This window comes from Pseudomonas sp. A-R-19 (assembly GCF_019956575.1).
Lineage (GTDB): Bacteria > Pseudomonadota > Gammaproteobacteria > Pseudomonadales > Pseudomonadaceae > Aquipseudomonas.
Window position 1 is genome coordinate 132,680 of the sequence record NZ_JAHBDR010000104.1, and the last position, 24,893, is coordinate 157,572.

Annotated in this window: 23 protein-coding genes; 17 read left to right on the plus strand and 6 right to left on the minus strand. The window is 57.4% G+C overall.

The features are described from left to right. Window positions 1-25: 25 nt before the first annotated feature. The gene (locus KGA88_RS28540; protein WP_223595964.1) at window positions 26-610 is read right to left on the minus strand and encodes a hypothetical protein; all 585 of its coding nucleotides are present in this window, start codon (window positions 608-610) and stop codon (window positions 26-28) included. Between the two features lie 11 nt (window positions 611-621). After that, window positions 622-2,472 carry a type VI secretion system Vgr family protein gene (locus KGA88_RS28545; RefSeq protein ID WP_223595966.1) on the minus strand — a complete coding sequence of 617 codons (1,851 nt, stop codon included), beginning with the start codon at window positions 2,470-2,472 and terminating at the stop codon, window positions 622-624. Window positions 2,473-2,659: 187 nt separating this feature from the next. Between KGA88_RS28545 and KGA88_RS28550 the strand changes: the two genes are divergently transcribed. From KGA88_RS28550 to KGA88_RS28585, 7 genes are all read left to right on the plus strand, one after another. Continuing rightward, entirely contained in the window at window positions 2,660-3,670 is a 1,011-nt protein-coding gene (locus KGA88_RS28550; RefSeq protein WP_110658479.1) for a hypothetical protein, read from the plus strand. Window positions 3,671-3,677: 7 nt separating this feature from the next. Next, entirely contained in the window at window positions 3,678-4,229 is a 552-nt protein-coding gene (locus KGA88_RS28555) for a hypothetical protein (protein WP_411740872.1), read from the plus strand. Window positions 4,230-4,942: 713 nt separating this feature from the next. Further along, window positions 4,943-6,067: an ADP-ribosylarginine hydrolase Tri1 gene (gene tri1, locus KGA88_RS28565; RefSeq protein ID WP_223595968.1), complete on the plus strand. Its 1,125-nt coding sequence runs from the start codon at window positions 4,943-4,945 to the stop codon at window positions 6,065-6,067. 42 nt (window positions 6,068-6,109) lie between these two features. After that, window positions 6,110-6,373: a hypothetical protein gene (locus KGA88_RS28570; protein WP_110658477.1), complete on the plus strand. Its 264-nt coding sequence runs from the start codon at window positions 6,110-6,112 to the stop codon at window positions 6,371-6,373. Between the two features lie 66 nt (window positions 6,374-6,439). Then, on the plus strand, window positions 6,440-7,348 hold the full coding sequence (locus KGA88_RS31870; protein ID WP_411740873.1) for an immunity protein Tsi6 family protein: 909 nt from the start codon (window positions 6,440-6,442) through the stop codon (window positions 7,346-7,348). 39 nt (window positions 7,349-7,387) lie between these two features. Next, complete coding sequence (locus KGA88_RS28580; RefSeq protein ID WP_110658476.1) at window positions 7,388-7,735, plus strand: hypothetical protein; 348 nt, start codon at window positions 7,388-7,390, stop codon at window positions 7,733-7,735. A 19-nt stretch (window positions 7,736-7,754) separates the two neighbouring features. Then, window positions 7,755-8,033 (plus strand): DUF6966 domain-containing protein, encoded by a 279-nt coding sequence (locus KGA88_RS28585; protein ID WP_181432007.1) that lies wholly within the window; start codon window positions 7,755-7,757, stop codon window positions 8,031-8,033. Between the two features lie 264 nt (window positions 8,034-8,297). Here the strand turns inward: KGA88_RS28585 and KGA88_RS28590 are convergent, their stop codons facing one another. The 4 genes from KGA88_RS28590 to KGA88_RS28605 all read right to left on the minus strand — a co-directional run bounded on the left by KGA88_RS28590 (window position 8,298) and on the right by KGA88_RS28605 (window position 12,521). Next, the gene (locus KGA88_RS28590; RefSeq protein ID WP_110658475.1) at window positions 8,298-8,771 is read right to left on the minus strand and encodes a hypothetical protein; all 474 of its coding nucleotides are present in this window, start codon (window positions 8,769-8,771) and stop codon (window positions 8,298-8,300) included. Window positions 8,772-8,776: 5 nt separating this feature from the next. Continuing rightward, the gene (locus tag KGA88_RS28595; RefSeq protein ID WP_223595976.1) at window positions 8,777-9,517 is read right to left on the minus strand and encodes a hypothetical protein; all 741 of its coding nucleotides are present in this window, start codon (window positions 9,515-9,517) and stop codon (window positions 8,777-8,779) included. A 46-nt stretch (window positions 9,518-9,563) separates the two neighbouring features. Beyond that, complete coding sequence (locus tag KGA88_RS28600) at window positions 9,564-10,106, minus strand: CbrC family protein (protein WP_223595978.1); 543 nt, start codon at window positions 10,104-10,106, stop codon at window positions 9,564-9,566. Window positions 10,107-10,355: 249 nt separating this feature from the next. Continuing rightward, window positions 10,356-12,521 (minus strand): M48 family metallopeptidase, encoded by a 2,166-nt coding sequence (locus KGA88_RS28605; RefSeq protein WP_223595980.1) that lies wholly within the window; start codon window positions 12,519-12,521, stop codon window positions 10,356-10,358. 696 nt (window positions 12,522-13,217) lie between these two features. On the opposite strand from KGA88_RS28605, the gene KGA88_RS28610 reads away from it, so the two are divergent. The 10 genes from KGA88_RS28610 (at window position 13,218) to icmH (ending at window position 24,879) form a co-directional block, all read left to right on the plus strand. Continuing rightward, entirely contained in the window at window positions 13,218-13,970 is a 753-nt protein-coding gene (locus tag KGA88_RS28610) for a hypothetical protein (protein ID WP_223596004.1), read from the plus strand. Window positions 13,971-14,038: 68 nt separating this feature from the next. After that, window positions 14,039-14,572, plus strand: coding sequence for a type VI secretion system contractile sheath small subunit (gene tssB / locus KGA88_RS28615; RefSeq protein ID WP_007978739.1), 534 nt, complete (start codon window positions 14,039-14,041; stop codon window positions 14,570-14,572). A 10-nt stretch (window positions 14,573-14,582) separates the two neighbouring features. Then, window positions 14,583-16,085: a type VI secretion system contractile sheath large subunit gene (gene tssC / locus KGA88_RS28620; protein ID WP_110658471.1), complete on the plus strand. Its 1,503-nt coding sequence runs from the start codon at window positions 14,583-14,585 to the stop codon at window positions 16,083-16,085. A 25-nt stretch (window positions 16,086-16,110) separates the two neighbouring features. Then, on the plus strand, window positions 16,111-16,593 hold the full coding sequence (gene tssE, locus KGA88_RS28625) for a type VI secretion system baseplate subunit TssE (RefSeq protein WP_110658470.1): 483 nt from the start codon (window positions 16,111-16,113) through the stop codon (window positions 16,591-16,593). After that, window positions 16,593-18,425, plus strand: a complete 1,833-nt coding sequence (gene tssF / locus KGA88_RS28630; protein ID WP_223595982.1) for a type VI secretion system baseplate subunit TssF — start codon at window positions 16,593-16,595, stop codon at window positions 18,423-18,425. Before tssE ends, tssF begins: the two co-directional genes overlap by 1 nt. Continuing rightward, on the plus strand, window positions 18,389-19,450 hold the full coding sequence (gene tssG / locus KGA88_RS28635; RefSeq protein ID WP_223595984.1) for a type VI secretion system baseplate subunit TssG: 1,062 nt from the start codon (window positions 18,389-18,391) through the stop codon (window positions 19,448-19,450). Before tssF ends, tssG begins: the two co-directional genes overlap by 37 nt. Then, entirely contained in the window at window positions 19,447-22,050 is a 2,604-nt protein-coding gene (gene tssH / locus KGA88_RS28640) for a type VI secretion system ATPase TssH (RefSeq protein ID WP_223595986.1), read from the plus strand. Before tssG ends, tssH begins: the two co-directional genes overlap by 4 nt. A gap of 23 nt (window positions 22,051-22,073) precedes the next feature. Continuing rightward, window positions 22,074-22,829 (plus strand): type VI secretion system lipoprotein TssJ, encoded by a 756-nt coding sequence (gene tssJ, locus KGA88_RS28645; protein WP_110658885.1) that lies wholly within the window; start codon window positions 22,074-22,076, stop codon window positions 22,827-22,829. Continuing rightward, complete coding sequence (gene tssK, locus KGA88_RS28650; RefSeq protein ID WP_046042543.1) at window positions 22,826-24,169, plus strand: type VI secretion system baseplate subunit TssK; 1,344 nt, start codon at window positions 22,826-22,828, stop codon at window positions 24,167-24,169. Before tssJ ends, tssK begins: the two co-directional genes overlap by 4 nt. After that, window positions 24,166-24,879 (plus strand): type IVB secretion system protein IcmH/DotU, encoded by a 714-nt coding sequence (icmH, locus tag KGA88_RS28655; protein WP_110658890.1) that lies wholly within the window; start codon window positions 24,166-24,168, stop codon window positions 24,877-24,879. Before tssK ends, icmH begins: the two co-directional genes overlap by 4 nt. The last annotated feature ends 14 nt before the right edge of the window (window positions 24,880-24,893 follow it).

Here is a 24,893-nt window from a genome sequence, read left to right on the forward strand (position 1 = left end):
GTAAATACGTGAAAGGGAAAAATGCTTAGTCAGCGCTGATGTTTTCGAGCATCGTCTCGAACTCGATCAACCAATCGGCAAGCTCTGCATGTGCGGGATTGATCATCGTCGAGATGCTCAGCCATTGGCGCTCGTTACCATCGCCGGGATGGATGACGGCGCTGGTCGCTCTGCCGTGGCGACGCTCCTGTCCCGCCGTGAATATATAATCCAGGGTAATCGCCGGACTGCCTGCCAGCAGGCAATCGCTCTGGCGCACAATGGTGACGTCGGGGTGGTTCTTGCGCAGGTTCTCCACATACAACTGCAGCGAGCGTTGCAGCGTCAGCCCTTCGGGTGCAGGACGACGCTTGACACTGAACGTGACGGGATGCCCATGTTTTTCGAGCGTTGTATCGATGTCGCGGAAGTTGAAGCCTTGCGGCATTACCAGATTCAGTCCCGCGACTTTCAATTCATTGCGCGTCAATTGAAGCGGTAGCACCGCTACCGGCTCGGGCTCGATGACAGCGAGCGAAGCCTCGGCAGCCTCCTGTAACTGCTGTCGCGCAAGTGCCTCGGCCGCAAGCCGCTTCTCGGAAATACGATCGTAGATACTGGTCCTGACCATGGTCTGATTTCTCATTTGTTGATATCGACACGGTCACCGTGGACGTAGGTGTTCTTGCCAAGAATATCGATGGCGTCGCCCTTTATTTCGATACCTTCAGGCGTCAGCTTGATACTGCTGCCGCCCACCTGAAGAATGATGTGCTGCTTGGCACTGACCTGAATGAACTGGTTGTCGACCTGAATCGTCAGCGAGCCTTCCTGGACATTCATCACCGTGTCTTTCTTGATGGTTTCGGTGTGCGTGCCACCCACCGTGATCGTGCGGTTGCTGCCGACATTGTGGGTCTCGTCGACCTCGATCTCGGTGTCCATGTTGCGCTCGGCATGCATGATGATCTGCTCGGCGCCGGACTTGTCTTCGAAGCGGAAGAAGTTCGCCGTGCCGCCGTCACCCTTCATCGACCGGGTCAGGAACCCGCTCTGGGTCTTGTTCGCCGGCAGCGACCACGGCGGGGTGTTCTGGCTGTTGTAGAGGCTGCCCATGACCAGTGGGCGGTCTGGATCGCCATCAAGAAAAGCCACGACCACCTCATCGCCAACGCGAGGGATCAAGACACTACCGAAACCGCCACTGGCACCGGACTGGGCGACACGGACCCAGCAGGAACTCTTGTCGTTGAACTCACCGTAACGGTCCCAGTGGAACTGCACTTTTATCCGGCCGAGTTCGTCGGTGTAGATCTCCTCGCCGGGCGGGCCGACGACAATGGCGGTTTGGGGTCCACTGATCAGAGCGCGCGGGGTGCTCATCGGTGGTTTGAATGGAATCTTGCGGCGGATGCAAATGAATTGGTTTTGGTAAAACGCTTCTCCATCGCCTGTGTAATTATTACGCCCAAAGTGCTTCACGCTCAAAATAAGGAACTGCCTATCCTCTACAGTTCCTTTGTCGTGATCGTAATGCTGGGTTAATTCAAAGTAATAACCTGGCTGCATGGCACGACAGTTACTTTTGCCCTGAAAGGTCTTACCCTGAACTTCCATTGCCTCTAAACGATTTCGTGCTATTTGCTGACCATGCTCGGGATCTGAATAGCCGTAGAGCCCTTCGTACTCAAACACTTCATACGGCCCTACATCACCTTGCTTGGCGATGGTTTCAAGCTGTACCTGATTTGGGAAATTAGGCTGCTTATAATCGAATGATTTCAATGAAAGCCGTGTCGAATGGAGAGTACGCTGTGACGACCATTCGGTAATGGAGTCCGACTCTTCAGTGACAGAGGCCGTGTGGAAACGGATGGTCGGCTGATCAGGCAACGGTTCAAAATTAAGGCTTTCATCAAAAATGACCATACAGTGATCATCTTTACTGTGCTCGAAATTAAAAAACAAGCCTTCCTGCTGCAAGAGTCTAAGTACAAAATTCAGGTCTGACTCTTGATACTGCGTGCAATAACTGACCGGCTTTAAAGGTCGGCTCAATCTAAACTCGAAGCTCGCCAAACTGAGATAATAGGAAAAAACCTCTTTAATGATCTCTTCAATGGTTTTATCTTGAAAAATCCGCGAATCTCGACGCCGACTCAGTATCCATAACCAAGGCACAACCTTGGCCACGTAATTAGCGATACCGGCGTTGGCACCAACATGATTGAAGTGCGAACAATGGCCATTGATAATTTTCGTGCCACCATCCGCTAAAGCTATTTCCATGGACACTTTCTTGCCGATCAACTTTTTAAGTTCAATCGTGGCGTCGGTGGATAAAAGCTGCAATTCATATTCGAACAGAATCGAAAGCCCCTCCTCACCGCCGAAGCTTTCCAGGATCAGTTCCTGCTCGGGTGGCAACGGGGAATCGAAGGTGATGAGCCGATTATTCTGGGCGGTAAACTGCCCGATGAGTTCCGATATCATGTGTTGCATCCTGCAAAAATTGGCCTGAGGCCCGCGATGGAAACCTCTTGAAAGTTCTTTGTCAAGGTAACGAAACACTTCGGAATGATGGCAATTCGCCTGTTTGATTTTATTTTTCCACCAGTGCACCCTGCACCTCAGGTGCTTGCCACGTAAGGCGAGTAGACACGCTTACAGGGAGTTCGTCATGAGTTTGAGTGATACACAGCTCAAGCAACTGGACCGAGACATGGACAGCAATCAACGCGAAATGGTCGTTCTGAGCATGGACGACGCGAACGCGATGATGGCAGAACGCAATGCCTCCTCAAGTCTTGGCACACAGTCACAGCAAATTTGTTACCGAACGCAACCGGGCATGTTGGATGGTCTATGGGGGAACACTCAATCCATCTACAACGCAACCGTACATCAGTTCGTCAATACTACCTGGGGAGTACCGGCAGCGTTGGGCGCTTATGATGCGTACAACGCTAGCCGCTTGCTAAGTGACATTGGCGGGTTCGGGACCAAGATTAGGGTTTTGATTAATAACGGCAAGCAATATGTCGTTCTAACCGGATATCCAGGATTGCGAAACCGTTTGAAAGGAACTCGCTACGGGATTCGAAATGCTCAATTAATTGAAGTCGGCATAGGTCGATATGGCATTCGAGGGTCGTCGATAAAAGGATTTAAACTTTCCTGTTATGTTGCGGTTGGCATCGAAGTAGTGGAGTGGGCGTTCAATGACGAGGCCGTACTTACTGACTTGTTTGCGGGTGTTGGCGTTGAATTGATTAAAGCAGGGATTGCGACTGCGATTGGGTATGCAGTTGCAACGTTAGTCGGAACCTCTCTCGCCTTCGCTGCACTACCGGTCATAGCCGGAGCAATCCTTGTATTCGGCATCGGCATTGGATTGAATGCACTAGACAACAACTACGGAATAAAAAACAGTGTAAAATCCGGAATGCGCTATGCCGTGGACAACATACGTTACCTACATGAGCAAGCGACCAGAATTAGTGCTAAAGACCTGCAAATTTATACGGAAAAAGTCGCTACCAGTATCATTAACCAACTTATTGATCAGGCATACGACGAAACAAAATCCTGGATCCTCCGAAAAATTCAGCCCGGCGATCTACCACTACCTAGTTGGCCAAAAGCCCCGGAACTACCAAACTTTTCAAATTTTAAACTTCCTAAGTTTTAGGATCCAAATGAAATCTTTCGCACCTGAACACATCATGTCTCCGCTGGCCTTCAGACTCAGCGCTTTGGCACTTGTTTTTATCATGACCCTGATGGGTGCATTTTCATTGTATTGGCTTTGGGAGCACGTGCTACCGATTTACGGGCGCATCTACCGAAACGCTCCAGTTGTAGAGACCCCCTACTTAGCATTCTGTCTCCTAATGGCACCGCCTGCTGTTTTACTCACGATCATAGGAGCTTCCATTGCTGTATGGACTGGAAAAAAATTTGACCCACCAAATAATTCTTTCTTGCATCGCTTTTCAGCATTAATGATATATCTCTCGGTCAAGACAATCATTTATATTGTGCCCGCCATCATGATCCTGACCACACTTACATTACTCAACCGAGGCTACACCCCTTGCCCTAAACTTCTTATCTCTGGGTCGGCGTGGCAGTTGTTTTGGGTAAACGACAAAAATGCCTGCTTCAAGCCGACTCGCTACATCAATGACAACTGGCCTTGCAAAATGATCGGCAATCAGGAAGTGTGCATCCAGGTGGACGGCAGGTGAATGGCTATTCCGAAGGGTGAGCGTTTCGCCAACGAAGACATATTTGTTGACTACCTCTACGAAGAAGTCACCTATCGATGGGACCATTATTCGAAGCAGGTATATGTATGTTTCTACGGCGACGAAGAGCGTTCAACCAGTCCCTCATGACAACCGTTTATTCAATGAAGCGCTGCGCTTCGGCGAAGAAATCCCCCGCCAGGACTACGATAGAGGTCCCTCCCGTCGATGATATTGTGTGACGACGGGCTATTCATTGAAATCTATTGAGGGGAACGGGAGTCAACTCAGACACAGCATGGAGCTAACGTCACCTGAACATGTCAAAAAAAAGGAATAGTTAGCACAACTGATAAACGTCACGGACGCAGCACATGACAAACTCAAACCTGACAGAACTGCTTATTACGCTCAAAGAAATCTTTCACAGTGAGAGCTGCCAGAATTTTGATTCAGGAATAAACGCGATAATCCGCCTAATTTCCGATGACCCTTTGCCAGACAGTAATGAGTGGGCACAAGCGACTTCAATGTATATAACAATGGCAGGCAGTAAATCAGGTTTCTCCGACGTCTACATTGATCGAGGTACCGCGGAGCAGCGAATCGCAGCTAACGCAAGACTGGACACTATTCGACAGACGTTATGGGACGCATTTGAGCGGGCCTGAAATCAGACGATATGTCGTGACAGATCATTGCCTGGTGCCGAGATGTTAAACAAACTTATTGATCTCAGAAGCTCAAACGAAGCGCTCACCCAATACACTGAGCGTTACGACCACCTGCTCCCACCGCCCTCTCCTCAGCTACGTCAGCGCATGGACCCTATGTTGCAGCCGGACGCGCCCAGATTTCCGGTCAGGAAGCCTGAGTGGCTGACTTCCAGGCCTTGCACCCTAACTAAAGAGCAGGCGCTGGACCGCGCAAAAGGTTGCCTGCTGGGGCTCGCGATTGGCGACGCCGTGGGTACAACGCTCGAGTTTCTGCCCCGTGATCGTCAACATGTCAGTGACATGGTTGGCGGTGGCCCTTTCAATCTGAAACCGGGAGAGTGGACTGACGATACGAGCATGGCACTGGCTCTCGCAGACACTTACGTAGCAAACAATAATTTCGATTTCCTCGACTACTCGCAAAGGCTTTGTCGCTGGTATAAAAATGGCGAAAACAGCCATAACGGAAAATGCTTTGATATTGGCAACGCCACTCGCGCTGCGCTTGAAGGTCGACTGGCGCATGGCGACTGGTACGGCAACGATCACCCATCCACAGCCGGCAACGGGTCGATCATCAGGCTGGCACCGGCCGCCATCTTCCGTCGCCACTCCTTGTCCGGCACCTGCCGGGAAAGTTCCGCACAAAGCCGCTGCACCCACAGGGCTGCAGAAGCCGTAAATTGCTGCGAACTGCTCGGTGCTCAACTGCACCTGGCCCTCAATGGCGCGGATAAGGAAGAAACCTTGTCGTCAATGGTTCGCGCCTTGTATCCCCGCCCCTTGATCATCAACGCTGGCGAATACAAACAAAAAACCCGCGATCAGATCCGCTCCTCCGGCTATGTCATCGATACGCTGGAAGCCGCTCTGTGGGCGGTCTGGAACACCGACAACTTCAAGGATGCAATCCTGTTGGCGGCCAATCTGGCGGACGACGCCGACAGCGTGGCAGCTACCGCCGGCCAGATAGCGGGGGCGCTGTACGGGGTGACGGGCATGCCTGAAGAATGGGTCAAAACGGTCGCCTGGTCAGAACACATTCAGGACCTGGCGCAAAAGCTATTCGAAAGCGCCCCATTCCATGACGAGATGGACGAAGTGATTTATGGGAATCGCTGAAACGATACGGATAAATACCCCAGCCACCAGATCAAGGACACGATGAAATTCAGTGACATTTTCACAAGCCGTGAACACATGTTTGCCTTAGGCGTCGAGGAGACTACAGGTCGCCTTTACCTGTCGATTCCAGTCAGCAACGGCATGGTCGACTACGAGGAGTATTACCAAATTGACCGGGCAAACTTCGATCTCTTCCAAACGGATCTTGATACAGCCCTGGCGTTTGCCACGAGATGTCGCCGCAGAGAGCTGGATGATCTGCTGTTTGTGCAGCCGGGGGCCAATAGAGGAACGGCTATCTAAGGCAAGTTCGTCACTCCGGCCTCGTGGACCGCTGCCAAAAAATCAAAATCCTTGAACGGCTATCCCATGTCAAAACTACCGCATCGCTTGAAAACCCTTTTTGGGCAAAAGACCGTTCTTCCACCCGCCCCCACCGAGCAGGTTGTCGATGCAGCCCCCCACACCGAAGTGGACAAGCCACTTTCCCGAGTGGAAAGGAACCTGTCCTGGCTACCGATCAATCGTGAGCCAGAAGTGTTTGTCCCGCTGATGCCTCCCGCCTGCCCGGACCTGACGCTTGTGGATGCCCTCCTGTTGCAGCGTTATCGGGTTTTTGTCATAGCGAATGACCCGGCCGACCGGACATCAGAGACTACGATAAACCGCGATTACGCCAGCCAACTGGCGAGTGACTTGTACGGCAAAGCGACAGATCTTGGTTATTGTCGAGGCACTGAATCCTCGTTCGAGATCTATTGGCTCACGCAATGTGCGGCGATTGTTTCGCTGCTGTCCCATGGACCAGAATCAGAACAATTCCTGACCTATAGAAAACGCGTTGGTTATGATCGAGACTGTGCCCTGACCGGTGAGCAGGTTCGAATGTTTGATGAGTACGTAGCGTCGCGCAGCCATCAAACCGCTGGAGCCGGGAAGGACCGTCGTCTGAAAACGCCGATAACGGCCCTCGACTACATCGACAATGCGGTAACCATCACCGCCCTGAGATACAACGGCTGTCCAGAGTTCCAGATTTACTCAAGCTCGCTGATCCAATTGCAATTCATCAAAAACGTGTTGCTGGGCGTTGAAAAAGATAAAGCCCGGTTGCACCAATTGACTATCGGCGCTTGGGCCGCCAAAGAGTTTGAAGCCGACGATCCTGTACTTGCCAGTGCACTGGGGGATGCCTTCTACATAGGCATTCAGATTGCACGCGGCCTGAAGATTCAGCTGCCTAACGGGTTGCCACCGGAAAGTCTTCCTCGCACATGAAATTGCTGCGACTTCAGGGATAACACTAGAGGTAACGTCATGACCGAAACCTGGTACCACGTTGACAACGGCACCCTTTGGATAGCAGATCAATCCATTCACCTGCCTCACCCGGTCAAAGTCGCATTGCAGCATGACGACAGGCTCGCGGTCCTGATCGAGTCCCCTTCAAATGTCATTTTCAACAAAAACATCCTTGCACTATCGAGGCATGGAAAGGTGGTTTGGTTCATCCAGGAAAGTCCCCACGGCACGCAAGCAGACAAGCCTTACATGAGACTTCAGTGCGACAAAAACGGGGCGTTGATCGTTGGTAACTGGAATGGCCTCAGTTACTCGGTCGATTGGCACAATGGTTCCGTCAGCGTTGTGAACTTTGATAAATGATTCGCTCAGGACTGTCACCATGAAAGACATCTGCAAGATCTCCTCGAACCTTGCCCGAACAGCAGAACTACTGAGGAGATTCGGTCACCCGCAATGGGCCGACAGACTTGAGGAGTGCAGCCTTGCGCTGCCTCAGGATACGGCGTACGCGTTGTCTCGATTGATGTCGCTGTACGGCGGCATGGGCTCGATCAACGACGTTGTTCTGTATGAAGACGCAACGCCCTTGCTGGCCGAAAATAACGAACTTCAGACGCTGCTATCAGACCTCCATCAGCTCTGCGCAGGGTGCCATTGAACTTCGCACCCCACGCTTGCAGGCCAAAATCGGCGATGTGCCGGATCGGCAATGGCGCCTTTAGGTTCGCAGATACCAAGTGCTCGGGCGTCCGCAGCAACGCCGTCTTGTTCGCCCGCTTGAGCATGCGCAACGAGAATGGCAGCAGGCACGCCATCAATACGACCAGCCCCCGCCAGCAACCAGTATCATCGATTTGCCAATGCAGTGGCCGGCGCTGGCGATTGCGGTTTTCTGTGCAGTGATTGCCTTGCTGAAACAAGCTTACCGACCGCTCGGCAAGGGCGGTCGGGTTTCGACTTGCTCAAGGCTTACACGGTAGGTGGTGTAAGTGTCGCCGTCTTCAAGGTAAAGGTTGCTCCGGTAATTCGAGACTGCGCCTTTGAGTTTGATGTGCAGGCCGTTGGAGACACGCTGGATTACCACGTCTTTCAAGTCAGTGTCCGAGACCAGGAACGGCGGGGTCTTGCCGAGGCGCACCTTCATCGTCTCATTATTCCTGCCGCCGCCATTGTTGACGTAGAACCTCAGGCTTTTGGGCTCATCTGGATCCCTGGCATCTTGAACGATGTAGATCGACTGCCCCGCAATGAAGTCCTGCTTCAGGACTACCTCGGAAGGAAACGCCGGTTTGTGCAGGTACGCATAGATGAGAGCGCCTACAAGGCAGAGCAAAAAGATAATCAAGAGATACTTTTTGACTCTGACTACAAGAGTTTGCAGTTCGGTCTTGTTCATGGGATTCAACTGTAACCGAAGGTGAATAGCACCAAGCCTTCAATCGGCTCGTAGAACATGACGATCATGTCTGCTCCGGCCGTCCGGTAATGCCAGCCCGGAACGCTTGCCACGTGGAAAAACCGGTTATTCGCAGGGCTCAGGGGGTAGACATTCGAATCGCCGCGGTCGGGGTCCAGTTCAACGATGTGCATTGGAAATTCGACCGCCTCCACCCAGTTGGCGCAGCCATCGACTTCGCCGCCCAGTTGCGCGACAAATTCCACTGCATACAACGGTTCGCCATCCTCACGCGCCAGCACGCCGCTGGTTTTAAACCTTTCAACAGTGGCGGCAAAAGCGCTGTGCTGATCGGCGTAGTGCCGCTCCAGATCCGCTCTCGCCTCCGGGTGAGGATCAGCCAGCTGTGCGTTCCCCTCGTGCAGAAAGAAGTAGCGTGGATCGCCGCACAAGCGGTAGCGCCCTTGCTCGACCTTGAAGCCGATCCAGTTGGTTTTCAGCAGGCAGCCTTGGCACCCGTCCCACTCGGTCAGCTCGCCGACAAGGCCCTCGTACGGTTCCAACGGGCTGAGCATGTGCAGCACCCCCGACCACTCGGGGTTTACGGTGCTGATATCCAAGCTGAACAAAGGGTGCAGATGGTTGGCCAGTTCCAGTTGATCGGCGACAAATACGTCTTCAACAGGCGGGAACGGCAGCATGCCGGTGGGGACTTTGGTGAAGTCGGGGGTGTGATCGTCGGTCATCAGAGTTTCTTCCTTGTGGGTCGCCCCGGATTGAGCACTTTGGGTATCAATGGTTGTCCTGGTAAGCACCCAGCGTGGCGCAGTGGCGACATTTGAACAGGTAGGCGGTAGGCCCATGATCCTTATCCAGGGCATTGAAGAACGCTTGCCACTGCGGACCGTCCTCCAATCCTGTTGAGTCCTGAACGGCGGCGATGGCTGCCGGGCCCAGTTCAAGCAACTCTGCATGGCCGGCCTTGCCGACAAACTCGGCTGCGTCGTCGCAGTGAGTGAACCAGCACTCTTGCTGCCAGCCATTAAAACCAGGTGTGCGCTGGCTGACTTCGGCGATCTGCGCCTCGCTCAGCGTTTCTTCGCCGTCCAGGCCGATACTCTCGTCATCGACAAACGTCGCGCCCAGACGCTGGTGCGCACTCCCGTCGGCAATGCACCAAGGGCAGATGCAGTTTTCGTATTCATCAATGGCGTATACCGGGCCCACATAAATGTAGCCTCGCGCCTGATTGCAGCTCACGCAAGTGGCGGAAGAGGGTTGCACCGAACCGCTACCGACGGGATCGGGATGGTAAATAAAGTGGGGCAGTGTCATGTACGCATCCTTGTTGAGTGCATGCCTTTCATTGCTCGACCGGCTCTAACCATGTATTGAATTCGAGGGCTTGCTCGGGGGTATTGAGTTGTGTAATCCAGGCGATTTCTTCCGGCACGCTTTGAGAGTCAGAGACTGCGAATACATAAATGGCGTTCTTTTAAACGTGCACGTCGTATCAGACCTTCATCAGCTTTGCGCAGGGAGCCATTGAACCCGGCATCCCACACCTGCCAATGCTGAAAGCCTTCAAGCCTGCTCGAATCGCTGCTGCAGCAAGTGCCGCGCAGTACCTGCATTGAGGTAGGTGCCGATCAGTTCCGCCAATTGCTCATTCTTGAGCTTTTTGTCGTCCCGGCAGAACTGAATCAGCTGTAACTGGACCCAGCGCTTTTTCTTGTCGAGCTTTGCATCAGGCGAAAAGAACGAGCGAGAGGCCAACTCAGGCATCGGGGCATCGTCTTCCAGCAGCAGATTCAAGTGCACCCCCTGCCCCACTTGCAGACCAAAGTCGGCGACGTGCCGGATCGGCAATGGCGCCTTGAGGTTGGCAAAAACGAAGTGTTCGGGAGTCAGCAGCAACGCGGTCTTGTTGGCCCGCTTGAGCATGCGTAGCGAGAATGGCAACAGGCACGCCATCAAGACGATCAGCACGCCGCCACCCACCAGTATCATCGATTTGCTGCCCCCCAAAGCCTGCGGAAACAGCCACGGCAAGACCAGCAGCCCCAAGCCCAACAGCAAAATGAGCGAGAAGAAAATCAGGGTAATCCACCCGCGCAATCGTGCGCCTTCATGCAGCCGGACTTCCTCCGTGGCATTGCTGGCATGGCTACGCAACTCCTGCACAACCGCCGCGTCCTGCTCCACATAGTGGCCGAGGAAGTCCTCGGTCATGCGGGCACGCAATGCCTGGGGATCGGCGAAATAGTGATCCATCGCGGCGCAGGCTTGTGCCGCGTTGATCGGGCGGGTGCCGCGGCTGACGGCCTCTTCGACCGTGACTTGCAGGGATGCCAGCCGCTCGAGATTGGAGGGATGGGTGTCCGATGGATGCGGCAGGCTGGCTGCCATGTCCTCCTCGGGCAGGGTCAGCGGCTGCGCGGCGAGTTCCTGCACCACGCTGCCTGGCAAGTCGCCGGTACGCACGTGTTCGGCACTGGGGTTGGTCGCGCGGGCCACATGGGTCGATACCCCCTGCTGCAGCAAGGGGTCGATGGCAGAGATGCGCACCAAGGCCGAAGAGATGGCGATATTCCCCGTCAGCTTCGCGCCCGCCGCGTCCGCCGCCAGCTCCCGCACGCGGCTCCAATGGTTCACCGCGTGATCGAAACGCTCCATGAAATACTCACCGAGCATGAACGCCGGCCACAGCGTCGTGCGTTGCAGCACATCGCTTTGCAGCATGGTTTCGGCAATCACCCCGAGGCTGCGGCCGATGCCCTCGTAGATCGGTACGAAGCGCAGGCTGTACTCGGTATCGGCACCGGCGAAGTGCGCCAGTTCGTGACCGATGACCGCGCCGGTCTCCGCCGAATCGAGCAGGCCCAGGTACAGCATCGGCACGTGCAGTGTGCGGCCATTGAGTACGGTGCCTGACGGGAGCAGGTTGACGTCGCTGGAGGTGACGTAAAAGCCTTCGGTCATGCCCAGCACGATGTGCTCGGGGGCCAGCGCTCCGAGTTGCTCCGCCATCTGGCGTACATAGGCCCACAGCGCTGGCGCCTGTTGCGGTGTGACCACCTGGCCCAGAACGTTCATCGGCGTGGGCTGGAACATGCGCAGCATGACCGGCAGCTGCTTGCCCATCTGCCAGATCGAATACAGGAAACCGAGCATCAGCATCAACACGATGAGCATCAGCTTGAATTCACCGGCGGCCATTTTCCCCATGTGCCACAGCCCCAGGCCTTCGAAACCGAGGATGGCCGCCACCGCCGCGCCCATGGCGACGATGTGCCCCACCAGCAGGTACGGCAACAGGCGGCTAACCCGGCTGAAGGTGTGCAGCAAACGTTCACGGGAATGACTCGCGCGGGCACCGGCCCAGCGCAAGCCCAGCAGACCCAGTACGCCGACCAGGAAGGCCAGCAGGCCGAGGCCGATGACTACCTTGGCCAAGTTGCTCATCACGGCACTCACCGGTTGCAGGATGGTCAGGTCGTGCTCGGCGTCAGCAATACGCGATAGAGCCATGGCAACACTCATGCGCTTGCCATTGATATCGACCATTGCCGAGCTCGATCCCGGCTTTGCAGCCATCGCTTCGAGTTCGACATGCATCTCACCCAGTTCGGCGTTGATAGCCGCGAATTCCTTGATGCTTTCCGAACTGCGTTGTAACTCCCAGGCGCCAAACAAACCAAGGCAAAGCGGCAGGAGAATAAGTACGGCAATGAGTTTCAACGTTCTCATGAGACAGGGCCTCAATAGTCGCGTCGCCTTACATCCGTGGCGAGCATAAATTCCATTTAACGAAGGCCCGAAAGCCCCCACGCTATTGCACGGCCCGACATGAAAGTTACGGGGCGCACTCGTACCGGCGCGTTATACAGAAATATCGGCGATATGTAACGTCATATTGCCCGAACACTCGTTCAGCAATGGAAAGGACGCCTTGTATATCTCGGACATCCTGAATTGCCATCACTTCCCCCCGGTTATATGACACTTATCCTTCAACCTTTCCTCAGCGGATCATCAAGCAGGCATTGGGTGAACCGGTTCACCTTTTTCAAATTATTTTCAATTAAAAATGGGATCCACAACCTGCCTGAAACCATTGAATTAACTGGGTTTCAGAACTATCCGACAGACACTTCCCACAAGTAGTGGCAAGCCGACATCATTGCGGCATGTAACAAAAACGAGAAAAAATCCGCTCCCGAATGAACTTTTCCATACAACGTGTTGCCATACACGACGTTACTGGCAACTCAATATCCATATGCCAGCATCACACTCTCGGTTATTCCCGGCAGTGTGTTTTTTTTGATGTCGAACAATAGCAATCACCTCTCGTGGACGAGTGTTCCCTCGAGAAATCAGTCACTCGACATGCCCCGGTTTTTTTATCCAGGAAGGCATGGAGTGTTCAAGGACGATGTACCGATGACCCAGACGTTTTTTGATGTTGATGCATTGATCAAGCTGCGAAGCCAGACCCGGGCCATTTCCGATGCGCTCAAGGCGCAGGCTGCGGATTATCTGGCGACCCTGGCTTTGCTGATTCGTCCACAGGCGTTTTTCGGTGAATACCTGCAGGGTGCGCAACGCAGCAGCGGGCGCGAGACCCAGCACCACTTCAAGGAACTCAAGGAGCTTTACGATCGCATCGGCTCGGCCGCTCCGTTCCGGTTGGTCAACGAACTCGAAGTGCCCCTCAACCTGCTCAGTACCACTCCGCAATTGTTTGCGCTGGAGTACGACAAGGTGCTGTCCGAAAGCGGTCAATCCATTCGCATCACCAGCCCCGTGCGCTGGGTGGTCGGCTTCAGTTCGTTCGACCTGGCGCGCTTTCGCAGCGTCATCAAGGACCCCGATCGCAGCAGCGCCGAGTTGCACCGTTTCGTCGTGCATTACCTGGTGCTGTTCTACTGCCTGAGCAAGTCACCGGGCCTCGGCCGCTTGCTCGAAGGCCTGCGTTTTCCCGTCAGTTTCGAACGTTTGAAGGACTTCGGCGACCTGCCCTTCTGCGTCATCAGCTCGCCGGTTCGTTCGCAATTGCCCGACGAAGCGGTGATCCGCAGCAGCACCCAGATCGCCGGCAACACCAGCTTCGAAGAGCTGGTGGGCCACGCCAACATCATGGAAATGAACGATGAAATCCGTCAGCGCCTGCTGCTGACGATCGAAGGAATGTAACGCGCTCGGCCACCCATTGAACCGACACGCAAACGACTTGCAGCGAATTGTTCGCACAGGAGATCACGATGGCGAAGAAGGAAAGTACCCAGCACAAACTCGACCGCGTTCGCGCGCCTCGAGTCCATATCACCTACGACGTGGATATCGGTGACGCTCAGGAAAAGAAAGAGCTGCCCTTTGTCGTCGGTGTGCTGGGCGATTTCTCCGGCAACCCGCTGGAGCCGCTGCCGAAGCTCAAGGACCGCAAGTTCATCTTCATCGACCGCGACAACTTCAACGGTGTGCTCAAGGGCATCAAGCCGCGCCTGACCTACCGCGTCGACAACACCCTGGCCAAGAACGGCACGCAGCTGGGCGTCGAGCTCAACTTCAACGCCCTCGAAGACTTCGAACCGCAGAACGTGGTCAAGCAGGTCGAGCCGCTGCGCAAGCTGCTGGAAGTGCGCAACAAGCTGGCGGACCTGCGCAACAAGATGGGCGGCAACGACAAGCTCGAAGAGCTGCTGATGGACGTGTTGCAGAACACCGAGAAGTTGAAAACCCTGGGCAAGGAATTCGGTCGCGAAGCCGCCGTTCCAGCCACCGACGGCAAAGCGTAGGAGCCTGACGATGAACGACAAGCAAACCGTGACTCAACAGGACAGCACGCTGGTGGAAGTGGACAGCTTCACCGCGCAATCCTCGTTGCTCGACAGCATCATTTCCGAAAGCCGCGTGGCCCGCTCCGAGACCGAGCGCACCCGCACCCGCGACCTGATCGGCGAGTTGGTCAACCAGATCCTGGAAGGCGAAATGACGCCGAGCAAGGACCTGATCGCCGTGCTCGATGCGCGCATCGCCGAGATCGACGCGATGCTCTCCGAGCAGATGAACGAGATCATGCACGCCAGTGAGTTCCAGCAGCTGGAGTCCTCCTGGCGCGGCCTGAAGTATCAGGTGGACCAGACCGAGACCAGCACCACGCTGAAGATCCACTTGCTCAATGCGTCGAAGAAAGACCTGGTGCGCGACCTCAAGGCCGCTTCCGAATTCGACCAGAGCGCGCTGTTCAAGAAGATCTACGAAGAAGAATACGGCACCTTCGGTGGTGCACCGTTCGGCATGCTGCTGGGTGACTACGAGTTCAACCGCAGCCCGGAAGACATGTACCTGCTCGAAGAGATTTCCCACGTCGCCGCAGCGGCCCACGCGCCGTTCATTTCGGCGGCCTCGCCCGAGCTGTTCGGCTGGGATTCGTTCACCGACATGTCTGGCCCAAGGGACCTGGCGAAGATTTTCGACACCGTCGAATACGCCAAGTGGAAGTCGTTCCGCGCCTCCGAAGACTCGCGTTATGTCGGCCTGACCCTGCCCCACGTGCTCGGTCGCCTGCCTTACGGCCCGGATACCACGCCGGTCGAGGAATTCAACTTTGTCGAAAGCGTCGATGGCCGCGACCACAACAAGTACCTGTGGATGAACGCCGCCTACGCGCTGGGCACCCGGGTCACCGATGCGTTTTCCCGCTACGGCTGGTGTGTAGCGATTCGCGGTGTCGAGGGTGGCGGCCTGGTGGAAGGTCTGCCGACCCACACGTTCAAGACCGATGACGGCGAAATTGCCCTCAAGTGCCCGACCGAGATCGCCATCACCGACCGCCGCGAGAAAGAGCTGTCGGACCTCGGTTTCATTCCGCTGGTGCACTGCAAAGGCACCGACTACGCCGCGTTCTTCGGCACCCAGTCGGCGCAGAAGCAGAAGCAGTACAACACCGACATCGCCAATGCCAACGCCCGGCTTTCCGCGCAGTTGCAGTACATCTTCGCCACCTCGCGCATCGCCCACTACATGAAGGCGATCATGCGCGACAAGATCGGCAGCTTCGCCTCGCGCAAGGACGTCGAAATGTTCCTCAACAAATGGCTGTCGAGCTACGTGTTGCTGGACGACACCGCCAGCCAGGAAGCCAAGGCCAAGTTCCCGCTGCGCGAAGCCCGCGCCGAGGTGTTCGAGGTGCCGGGCAAGCCTGGGGTGTACAAGGCCGTGACTTACCTGCGCCCGCACTACCAACTGGACGAGCTGACCGCGTCGTTGCGCCTGGTCGCCGAATTGCCGCAATCGACCCGCGGCTGATCGCGCACTTTGCCACGGAGGCACCATGACCAGTCAACACAAGCTGTTGCCATCACTGCTGGACCGATTGCTGGACGATCGTCCGCATCAATCCAGCGAAGCGTCATCGCAACGCTTGTGTTCGCTGGCCGATTACAAGGCCAGCATCGTTCGCGACCTGGAAATCCTGGTCAACACCCGCCAGTCCCTGGTCGCCAACGAGCTGGAGGGTTTCGTCAACCTCAGCGGCAGCATCCTCGACTACGGCATGCCGGACTTCACCAGTCGCAGCGTGCTTGATCCGAAGGATCGCCTGTTGATCCAGCGGCAACTGGAGAAAGCGATCACGGTCGGTGACCGGCGCTTTCGCAGCGTCAAAGTGCAACTGCTCGCCCAACAGACCGGCCAACGCATGCTGACCTTTCGCGTGGACGCAGTCCTGCGCCTGCAAGACGTCACCCGCCAGGTGTCCTTCGACGCGGTGCTGCAGGTCAACACCCAGGAATACAAAGTGCAGAACCTCAACTGATGCTCGACGATCTGCTGCCCTACTACGAAAAGGAACTGTCGCACCTGCGCTTCTTAGGCCAGGAGTTCGCCAGCCAGTACCCGAAAATCGCTTCGCGGTTGCTCATCGAGGGCGATAACTGCGAAGACCCGCACACCGAGCGCTTGATCGAAGCCTTCTCGTTCCTGTCGGCGCGGGTGCACAAAAAACTCGATGACGAGCTGCCGGAAATCGTCGAGTCGTTTCTCGAGGTGCTGTACCCGCACTACCTGCGCCCTACCCCGTCGATGTCGATCGTCGAGTTCAACCTGGGCAAGCAGGAAAAAGTCACCGAAGCGTTCCGTGTGCCCCGGCATACCGAAATCAGCGCCAACCCGATCGATGGCGTGGTGTGCAAATTCCGCACCTGCTATCCGGTCGAGCTGTGGCCGGTGTCGGTGCAACAGGCGTCGTTCATCGAGATGGAACGCTCGGCGTTCAACGGTCACAGCGCCGACCTGGTCGCGCGCTTGCGCATCGGCCTGGTGGCGACCTCCGACGTGCTGTTCGGCAAGCTGGAACTGGACCGCCTGCGCTTCTTCCTCGACGGCGAAAGCACGTTGATGCTGCAACTGTACGAGCTGCTGTTCAACAATTTGGCCAAGGCCACGCTGAGCTTCGAAGATCAGGGCCGCACCCGCGAGGTCACCTTGCCGGCCAACTCCCTCAAAGCCGTCGGTTACGGTCTGGACGAAGGCCTGGTCGACTACTCAGAGCGCTCGTTCCTCGGTTATCGCCTGCTCCACGAGTACTTCACCTTCCCCGACAAATTCATGTTCTTCGACCTGTCGGGCTTTGCGCGGATTCTGGCGGGCAAGGACGTCGAGAAAGTCGAGATCAACTTCTACTTTTCCGACTACGACCTGAGCGACCGCCTGGCGCGTCTGACGCAGAACATCGGGCGCAATAACTTCAAGCTCAATTGCACGCCGATCATCAACCTGTTCCGCCAGCAGGCCGAGCCGATCAAGTTGACCCACGCCCAGCACGAGTACGCGGTGACGCCGGATGTGCGCCTGCAAAGCTCGGCGGAAGTGGTGTCCATCGATCGCGTTCGGCGCGTGCGCAAGGTCGGCGGTATCGATCAGGTCGGCACCTGCCATCCGTTTTTCGAACCCCGTGGCGATCAGGGCCCGGGGCAAAGCTTCTGGATTGCCCGGCGCCGTGCGGTGCACAGCGGCCAGCGCGACGGCTCGAACGTGTTCATCCGGGTGGTGGATCGTGAGCTGGGGTTGATGGAGGCCAACAACGATACATTGAGCATCCGCCTGACCTGCAGCAACCGCGACCTGCCGCTGATGCTGCCTTTCGGCGGCGAACGCGGCGATTTCAACATCCCCGGCAACTCGGTGATCAAGGACATCCGCTGCCTGCGCAAACCCACCGCCACCGCTCGTGTGCCGCTGGGCAACGGCGTGATCTGGCGGCTGATTTCGCACCTGTCGCTGAACCACATGTCGCTGGTGTCCCGTGGTCGCGAAGTGCTCTTGGAACTGTTGTCGCTCTACAACTACCGCAACGTGTCGGCGATCCGCAAACAGATCAACGGCATCGTCTCGGTGAGCAGCGAGCCGGTCGTCGCACGCATCGGCCACCCGCGGCCGAACTTCGTGCGCGGCGTCGGCATCACCCTCAATTTCGATGAAAGCCAATACACCGGCAGCGGTGTGTTTTTGTTTGGCATGGTGCTCGATCACTTCTTTGGTCAGTACTGCTCGATGAACAGTTTTACCCAATTAACCCTTCGCAGCTTGCAGCGCGAAAAGAGAGTCGTCCAATGGCCACCGCGAACCGGCGATCAACCCCTGGTCTGATCGACCAGGCACGGGCTGAGCCGCACCGATTCGAGTTTTTCCAATTGGTGCGCCTGCTTCGCCTGCATTACAGCAGAACCGGGCGCATGGACCTGGAAACCCGACCGCACGAAGACCCTTTGCGTTTTCGCTCGCAGCTGTCGCTGAACTTCCCGGCCAGTGAAGTCAGCGACCTGCAGTTCGAGCGTGACGGCAAGGTGTCCGTGGCCGGTCTGCCGCTGTCCGAAGTGCAAGTCACCTTCATGGGCCTGGTCGGGCCGTCGGGTGTGTTGCCGCGTCCGTACACCGAACTGTTGATCGAGCGGCACATCCAGTACCGGGATGACGCGGCCCACGCGTTCCTCGACATTTTTTCGCACCGCATGACCACGCTGTTCTACGAGGCCTGGCAGAAGTACAAGTTCTACATCGAGTACGAACGCAACGGCACTTCGGATTTCGACCGCTACCTGCTCAACCTGGTGGGTTTCGGCCCCGAGGCGCAGAAGCAGAAATTCGACAAGCAAGGCTCGCCCCTGCGCCGCGAATTGTTCAGCTATTTCTCCGGCCTGTTCGCCCAGAAACCACGCAACGCGTTGAACCTTGAAGCGATGCTGACTTTCTATTTTTCCCTGCCGTTCAAGGTCAAGCCGTTTGCCGGTCGCTGGCTGAAGCTCGATGCCAGCCAATGTACGCAGCTGGGGCGCAAGAACGCCGTGCTCGGGCAAAGCGCCGTCGCCGGCAACCGGGTCTGGGACTATCAGTCATGCGTGCGCATCGAGCTGGGCCCACTGGAGCTGGCTGACTATCAACGCTTCCAGCCAGGCACCGAGGACTACCAGAAACTGGTGGAACTGGTGCGTTTCTATGTCGGTGCGGAACTCGATTTCCAGTTGGCGCCCAAGCTCAAACCCAAGGCCGTGCCGGTCGCCCGCCTGGGCAGCGTTTCGCTGGGCCGGCTCGGTTGGCTCAAGCGACCCGGCGTCGACGTCGAACCTTCGCGCTGCGCCCTCTTCCACATTCCTTTTGATGGGGTCTCCCTGTGAACCTGAAGTCCCTGTTTGCCAAGCTGAACGACACCAGCCGCGCCGCCACTGAAAGCGCCGCGGCGCTGTGCCTGTCGGAACACCACTACGATGTCGAAATCGAGCACCTGTTGTTGCAGTTACTCGACAGCCACGACAACGACCTGCCGGCCATCCTGCGTCATTACGAGGTAGTGCCTGAGCGCTTGCAGGCGCAACTGGTGACGGCACTGGGGACGTTCAAGAAAGGCAATACGCGCACCCCGGCGCTGTCGCCGCACCTGACCCGCATGATCGAACAGGCGTGGGTCCTGGCCTCCATCGAGTTCGGCCAGGCACAGATCCGCACCGGCCATCTGTTGCAGGCCCTGCTCGATGACGACGAACTGCGCCGGGTGGTGATCGCTGGCGCTGCCGAGCTTGAAAAAATCAACGCCGACGACTTGCGCCTGAACCTCAATGCGTTAGTGGAAGGCAGCGCCGAGTCGAAACAGGCCAAACCACTGGGCTCTAGCGAAGTCGCCAGCGCCAGCACGGTCAAAGGAAACGGCAAGACCCCGGCCCTCGACCAATACACCGTCAACCTCACGCAAAGCGCTCGCGAAGGCCGGATCGACCCGGTGCTCGGTCGCGAGTTCGAAGTGCGGCAGATGGTCGACATCCTCACCCGCCGCCGCCAGAACAACCCGATCCTCACCGGTGAAGCCGGCGTCGGCAAAACCGCCGTGGTCGAAGGCCTGGCCCTGCGCATCGTTCAAGGTGACGTGCCGTCGGTGCTCAAGGGCGTCGCCATCCACACCCTCGACCTGGGTTTGTTGCAGGCCGGTGCCGGTGTGAAAGGCGAGTTCGAAAACCGCCTCAAGTCGGTGATTGAAGAAACCAAGCGCAGCCTGCACCCGATCATTCTGTTCATCGACGAAGCGCACACCCTGATCGGCTCGGGTGGCCAGGCCGGGCAGAACGATGCCGCCAACCTGCTCAAGCCAGCCCTGGCTCGCGGCGAATTGCGCACCATCGCGGCGACCACCTGGGCCGAATACAAGAAGTACTTCGAGAAGGATGCCGCCCTCGCCCGCCGCTTCCAGGTGGTGAAGGTTGAAGAACCGGACGAAGACAAGGCCATCCACATGCTGCGCGGCCTGCTGGCCAAGATGCAGGAGCATCACAAGGTCACGGTGATGGACGAAGCGCTGGTGCAGGCCGTGCGCCTGTCCAATCGCTACATCACCGGGCGCCAGTTGCCGGACAAGGCCGTCAGCGTACTGGACACCGCCTGCGCCCGGGTCGCCCTGGGGCAATCGGCACAGCCGGGGCCGCTGGAAGACTGCAAGCGCCAGATCGACAATTTGCAGGCGGAAATCTCGGTGCTTGAGCAGGAAGCCGCCAAAGGCAGCGACCATGCCCGCCGCCTCACCACTCTGAATGCCGAGTTGCTGAGCGAACAGCAGACCCGCGATGCCCTCGAACAACAATGGCAACGCGAGCTGCAACTGGTGGAAAAACTCGGCGCCCTCAGCCACCCGGAGAATCAGGCACCGGATACCCAGGAGATTGCCGCGGTGCGCGCCGAACTGGCCAGCGTCCAGGGTGAGCAACCGCTGGTGCATGCCCTGGTGGATGGCGGCACCATCGGCGAAGTGATTTCCGGCTGGACCGGCATCCCGCTGGGCAAGATGCTGCGCGACGAAATCGAAACCGTGCAGCGCCTGCCGGCGTTGCTGGGCGAACGGGTGCTCGGCCAGGACCACGCACTGCAGGAAATCGGTAAGCGCATCAAGATTTCCCGCGCCCGCATGGAAGACCCGAACAAGCCGATCGGCGTGTTCCTGTTGCTCGGCCCGAGCGGCGTCGGCAAGACCGAAACCGCACTGGCGCTGGCCGACACCCTGTACGGCGGCGAGCGCAACGTCATCACCATCAACATGTCCGAGTACCAGGAGGCCCATACCGTCTCCAGCCTCAAGGGCTCGCCGCCGGGATACGTCGGTTATGGCGAGGGCGGCGTGCTGACCGAAGCGGTGCGACGCAAGCCGTACAGCGTGGTGCTGCTCGATGAAGTGGAAAAAGCCCACCCGGATGTGCTCGAACTGTTTTTCCAGGTGTTCGACAAAGGCGTGCTGGATGACGGCGAAGGTCGCGAGATCAACTTCCGCAATACCGTGATCATCCTCACGTCCAACACCGGCACCGACCGCATCATGCACTGGTGCCTGAACGCTGAGCAGCAACCGACACCGCAAGACATCGTCGAAGGACTGCGTGACGAGTTGAACCAGGTGTTCAAGCCCGCCTTCCTCGGCCGCCTGACCATCGTCCCCTACTACCCGGTCAAGGACGCGATTCTTGAGCGCATCGTCGCGCTCAAACTCGAGCGCATTCGCCAGCGCTTCGAGCGCAATCATCAAGCCGTCCTGAGCTATGACGAGGCGCTGGTCAAGGCCATTGCCTCGCGCTGCACGGAAGTCGACAGCGGCGCGCGCAACATCGACAACATTCTGTCCAAGACCCTGATGCCGGAACTGGCGCAACGGGTGCTGGAGCGCATGGCGCAGGACAAACCGATTCAGAGTTTGAACATCGAGTTGGGCAGCGACGGCGATTTCGCCTATCGCCTGATCTGATCGGGCATTTACAGGTAGTGGTCATGGACAAGAAATATTCAGGGAAGCGTCCCGAAAAGACGGCATTGGCCAAATGCCTCACGGCGGTGGCGATGATCGCGGTACTGAGCGCCTGTGGCGTCACCGACCGGGTCGGCAAGCGCGTCGACGACACGTGGGCCGGTGACATGCTGTTCGACGACAACGAGAAGGTCATCCTGACCTCCGACGGCGGCAACCAGCTCAATCCCGACGCGTCCGGCACGCCGCTTTCGGTGGTGCTGCGCGTGTACCAGCTGACGTCGCTGGAGCGTTTTGCCTCGGTGGATGCCGACTCGCTGTGGGACGACCCGCAAAAAGCCCTCGGCAATACCCTGATCGAAAACCGCGAAATCACTTTGTTGCCGGGCATGGGGCAAGTCGACAAGTGGCCGCTGAACCAGGCGGCAGGCTATGTCGGTGTCGCGGCTTTTTTCCGCAGCGACGAGAACAGCCGCTGGAAGGTCGCGTTTGATGCCAACTCCCTGCGCAAGGACGGCATCTGGTTCTCCTCCGACGGCCTGCGGGTGCTGGTGGACAACAACACCGTGTCCGCCGTCAGCGGCGTCGACGTGCTGAACAAACCGAAGTCCGAAGAGCAGCTCGCCAAGGCCTCCGCTCTGCCCGACCCACCGGCAGAGCCGACACTGACCGAACGTGTTCAGGACGCCGTGGTGCAAAAGGCCCAGGACAAAGCCGTTGGTTCCGCGCAAAAAGCCGTGGACTCGAAATTGAATTCATTATTGGAAGGCGCTCAATGAGTAAGCAAAGCCGGGTGATGTGGTCCGAAGGCATGTTCCTTTTGCCACAACATTTCCAGTATCAGGATGAATTTCACCAGCATCAGCTGGCGCAGGCGACCCTGCGCAACACGCCTTTTCACTGGGGCGTGCAGTTGCTGGAAGTGGACGAGGAAGCCCTCGCCACCGGCTCCCTGCAACTCAAGCGGCTGAAGCTGGTATTCCCCGACGGCAGCCTGTTCGACGCGCCGCAGCACGATCCGCTGCCAGCGGCCCGTGACCTGAAAGACTTGCTCAAGGGCAACGATCTGAAGGTCTACGCCGCGCTGAAACTGCCTGAGCCCTTCGGCCTCAATTACGTCGAGGACGGTCAGGAACAGAAGACCGGGCGGCGCTTTCGCAAGCAGTTCGACACTTTGCCGGACCTCAACGAAGGCGACCTGGAAAACGAAATCACCAGCCTGCGCCTGAACGTGGTGATGCTGATCGACGGCGACAACCTCGATGGCTACACCTGGTGTCCGATTGCCCGGCTGTCGCGCAACAACATTGGTGGGTTCAATCTCGACGGGCATTTCGTGCACCCGACGCTGCACCTGGGTACCCACGACACCCTGATCGGACTGGGCAAGCGTTTGCTCGGCGCCTTGCAATCCAAGAGCAAGGCGCTGTCGGGCCGTCGTCGCGAGCGTGCGGACCAGATTGCCGAGTTCGGCTCCAGCGACGTGACCCTGTTCTGGCTGTTGAACACGGTGAACCGTGCCCACCCGGCCCTGGCGCACCTGCTCGCGCATCCGCGCCTGCACCCCGAGCGCTTGTACCTGTTCCTGGCTGAACTCGCCGGCGGCTTGCTGACGTTCTCGCTGGACACCCAGCTCAACGACATCCCCGAGTACGACCACCACGACCCGGCGGCTTCGCTGGTCAAGCTCGACGAAATGATTCGCGTGCTGCTCGACAACGTCGTGCCGAACCAGTGTGTGGTGATCAACCTGACCCAGACCAAGCCTTCGTACTGGCAAGGGCAGTTGCACGATCCACGGCTGGCCGAGGCGGACTTCTACATCTCCGTGCACGCCGACATGCCGGGCGCGAGCCTGCTGGAACTGGTGCCACGGGCGTTCAAGGTCGGCTCGCCGGAAGACATCGAAGTGGTGGTCAACAGCGCCATGCCCGGCGTCACCCTCAATCACTCGACCCGCCTGCCCAATGCGATTCCGGTGCGACTGGACAATCACTACTTCTCCATCGAACCCCATGGCCGGGTGTATGAGCGAATGATGAGTGCCCAGGCCATCTCTTTCTATGCGCCCAGCGCGTTCACCAACCTCAAGCTTGAACTGATGGCGGTACTCAAATGACCGAAGCCGTATTGCAAGGCGCCGTTGCCGCCGCCCGTGAAAAACCGACCCTCAAAGACCTGGTGCAAGACTTCATCAGCATGGCACTGATCGTGCGCAAAGGCCGCCAGGTGACGTCGGTCAGCGCCTTCGAGGCAAGCGTCGACACCTTCTTCAAGGCGCTGGAACGCGATGCCCGCGGCGCCAACTACAGCGTTGAACAGGTGAAGGACACCCAGTACGCCCTGTGTGCGTTCCTCGATGAAAGCGTGTTGCGCTCCGGGGACAACGAGTTGCGTCGGCACTTTGAATTGCAGCCGCTGCAGTTCCGCTATTTCGGCGTGCACCTGGCCGGTGAAGGCTTCTTCGAAAAAATCGATGCGCTGCGTGGCGACGTCAAACAGAACCTCGATGTGCTCGAGGTTTACCACCTGTGCCTGGCCCTGGGTTTCGAAGGCAAGTTCAGCCTCGGGCAAAAGGATCAGTTGCGTTACCTGGCCAATACCCTGGGCCAGGACATCGCGCGTTTTCGCAAGACGCCCAAGGCCCTCTCGCCTGACTGGGCATTGCCCGACCAGGTCTCGCAAATGCTGCGCCATGAGGTTCCGCTCTGGCTCTACCTGGCGCTGATTGCGCTGGTCTGCGCGGGTGTCTACCTGACGCTGGACTGGCTGCTGGGCAAAGACGTAGCCGCTTTGTCCGAACAAATCAGCCAGCTGTTCAGTGCCTGAAAACAGGTCAGGTA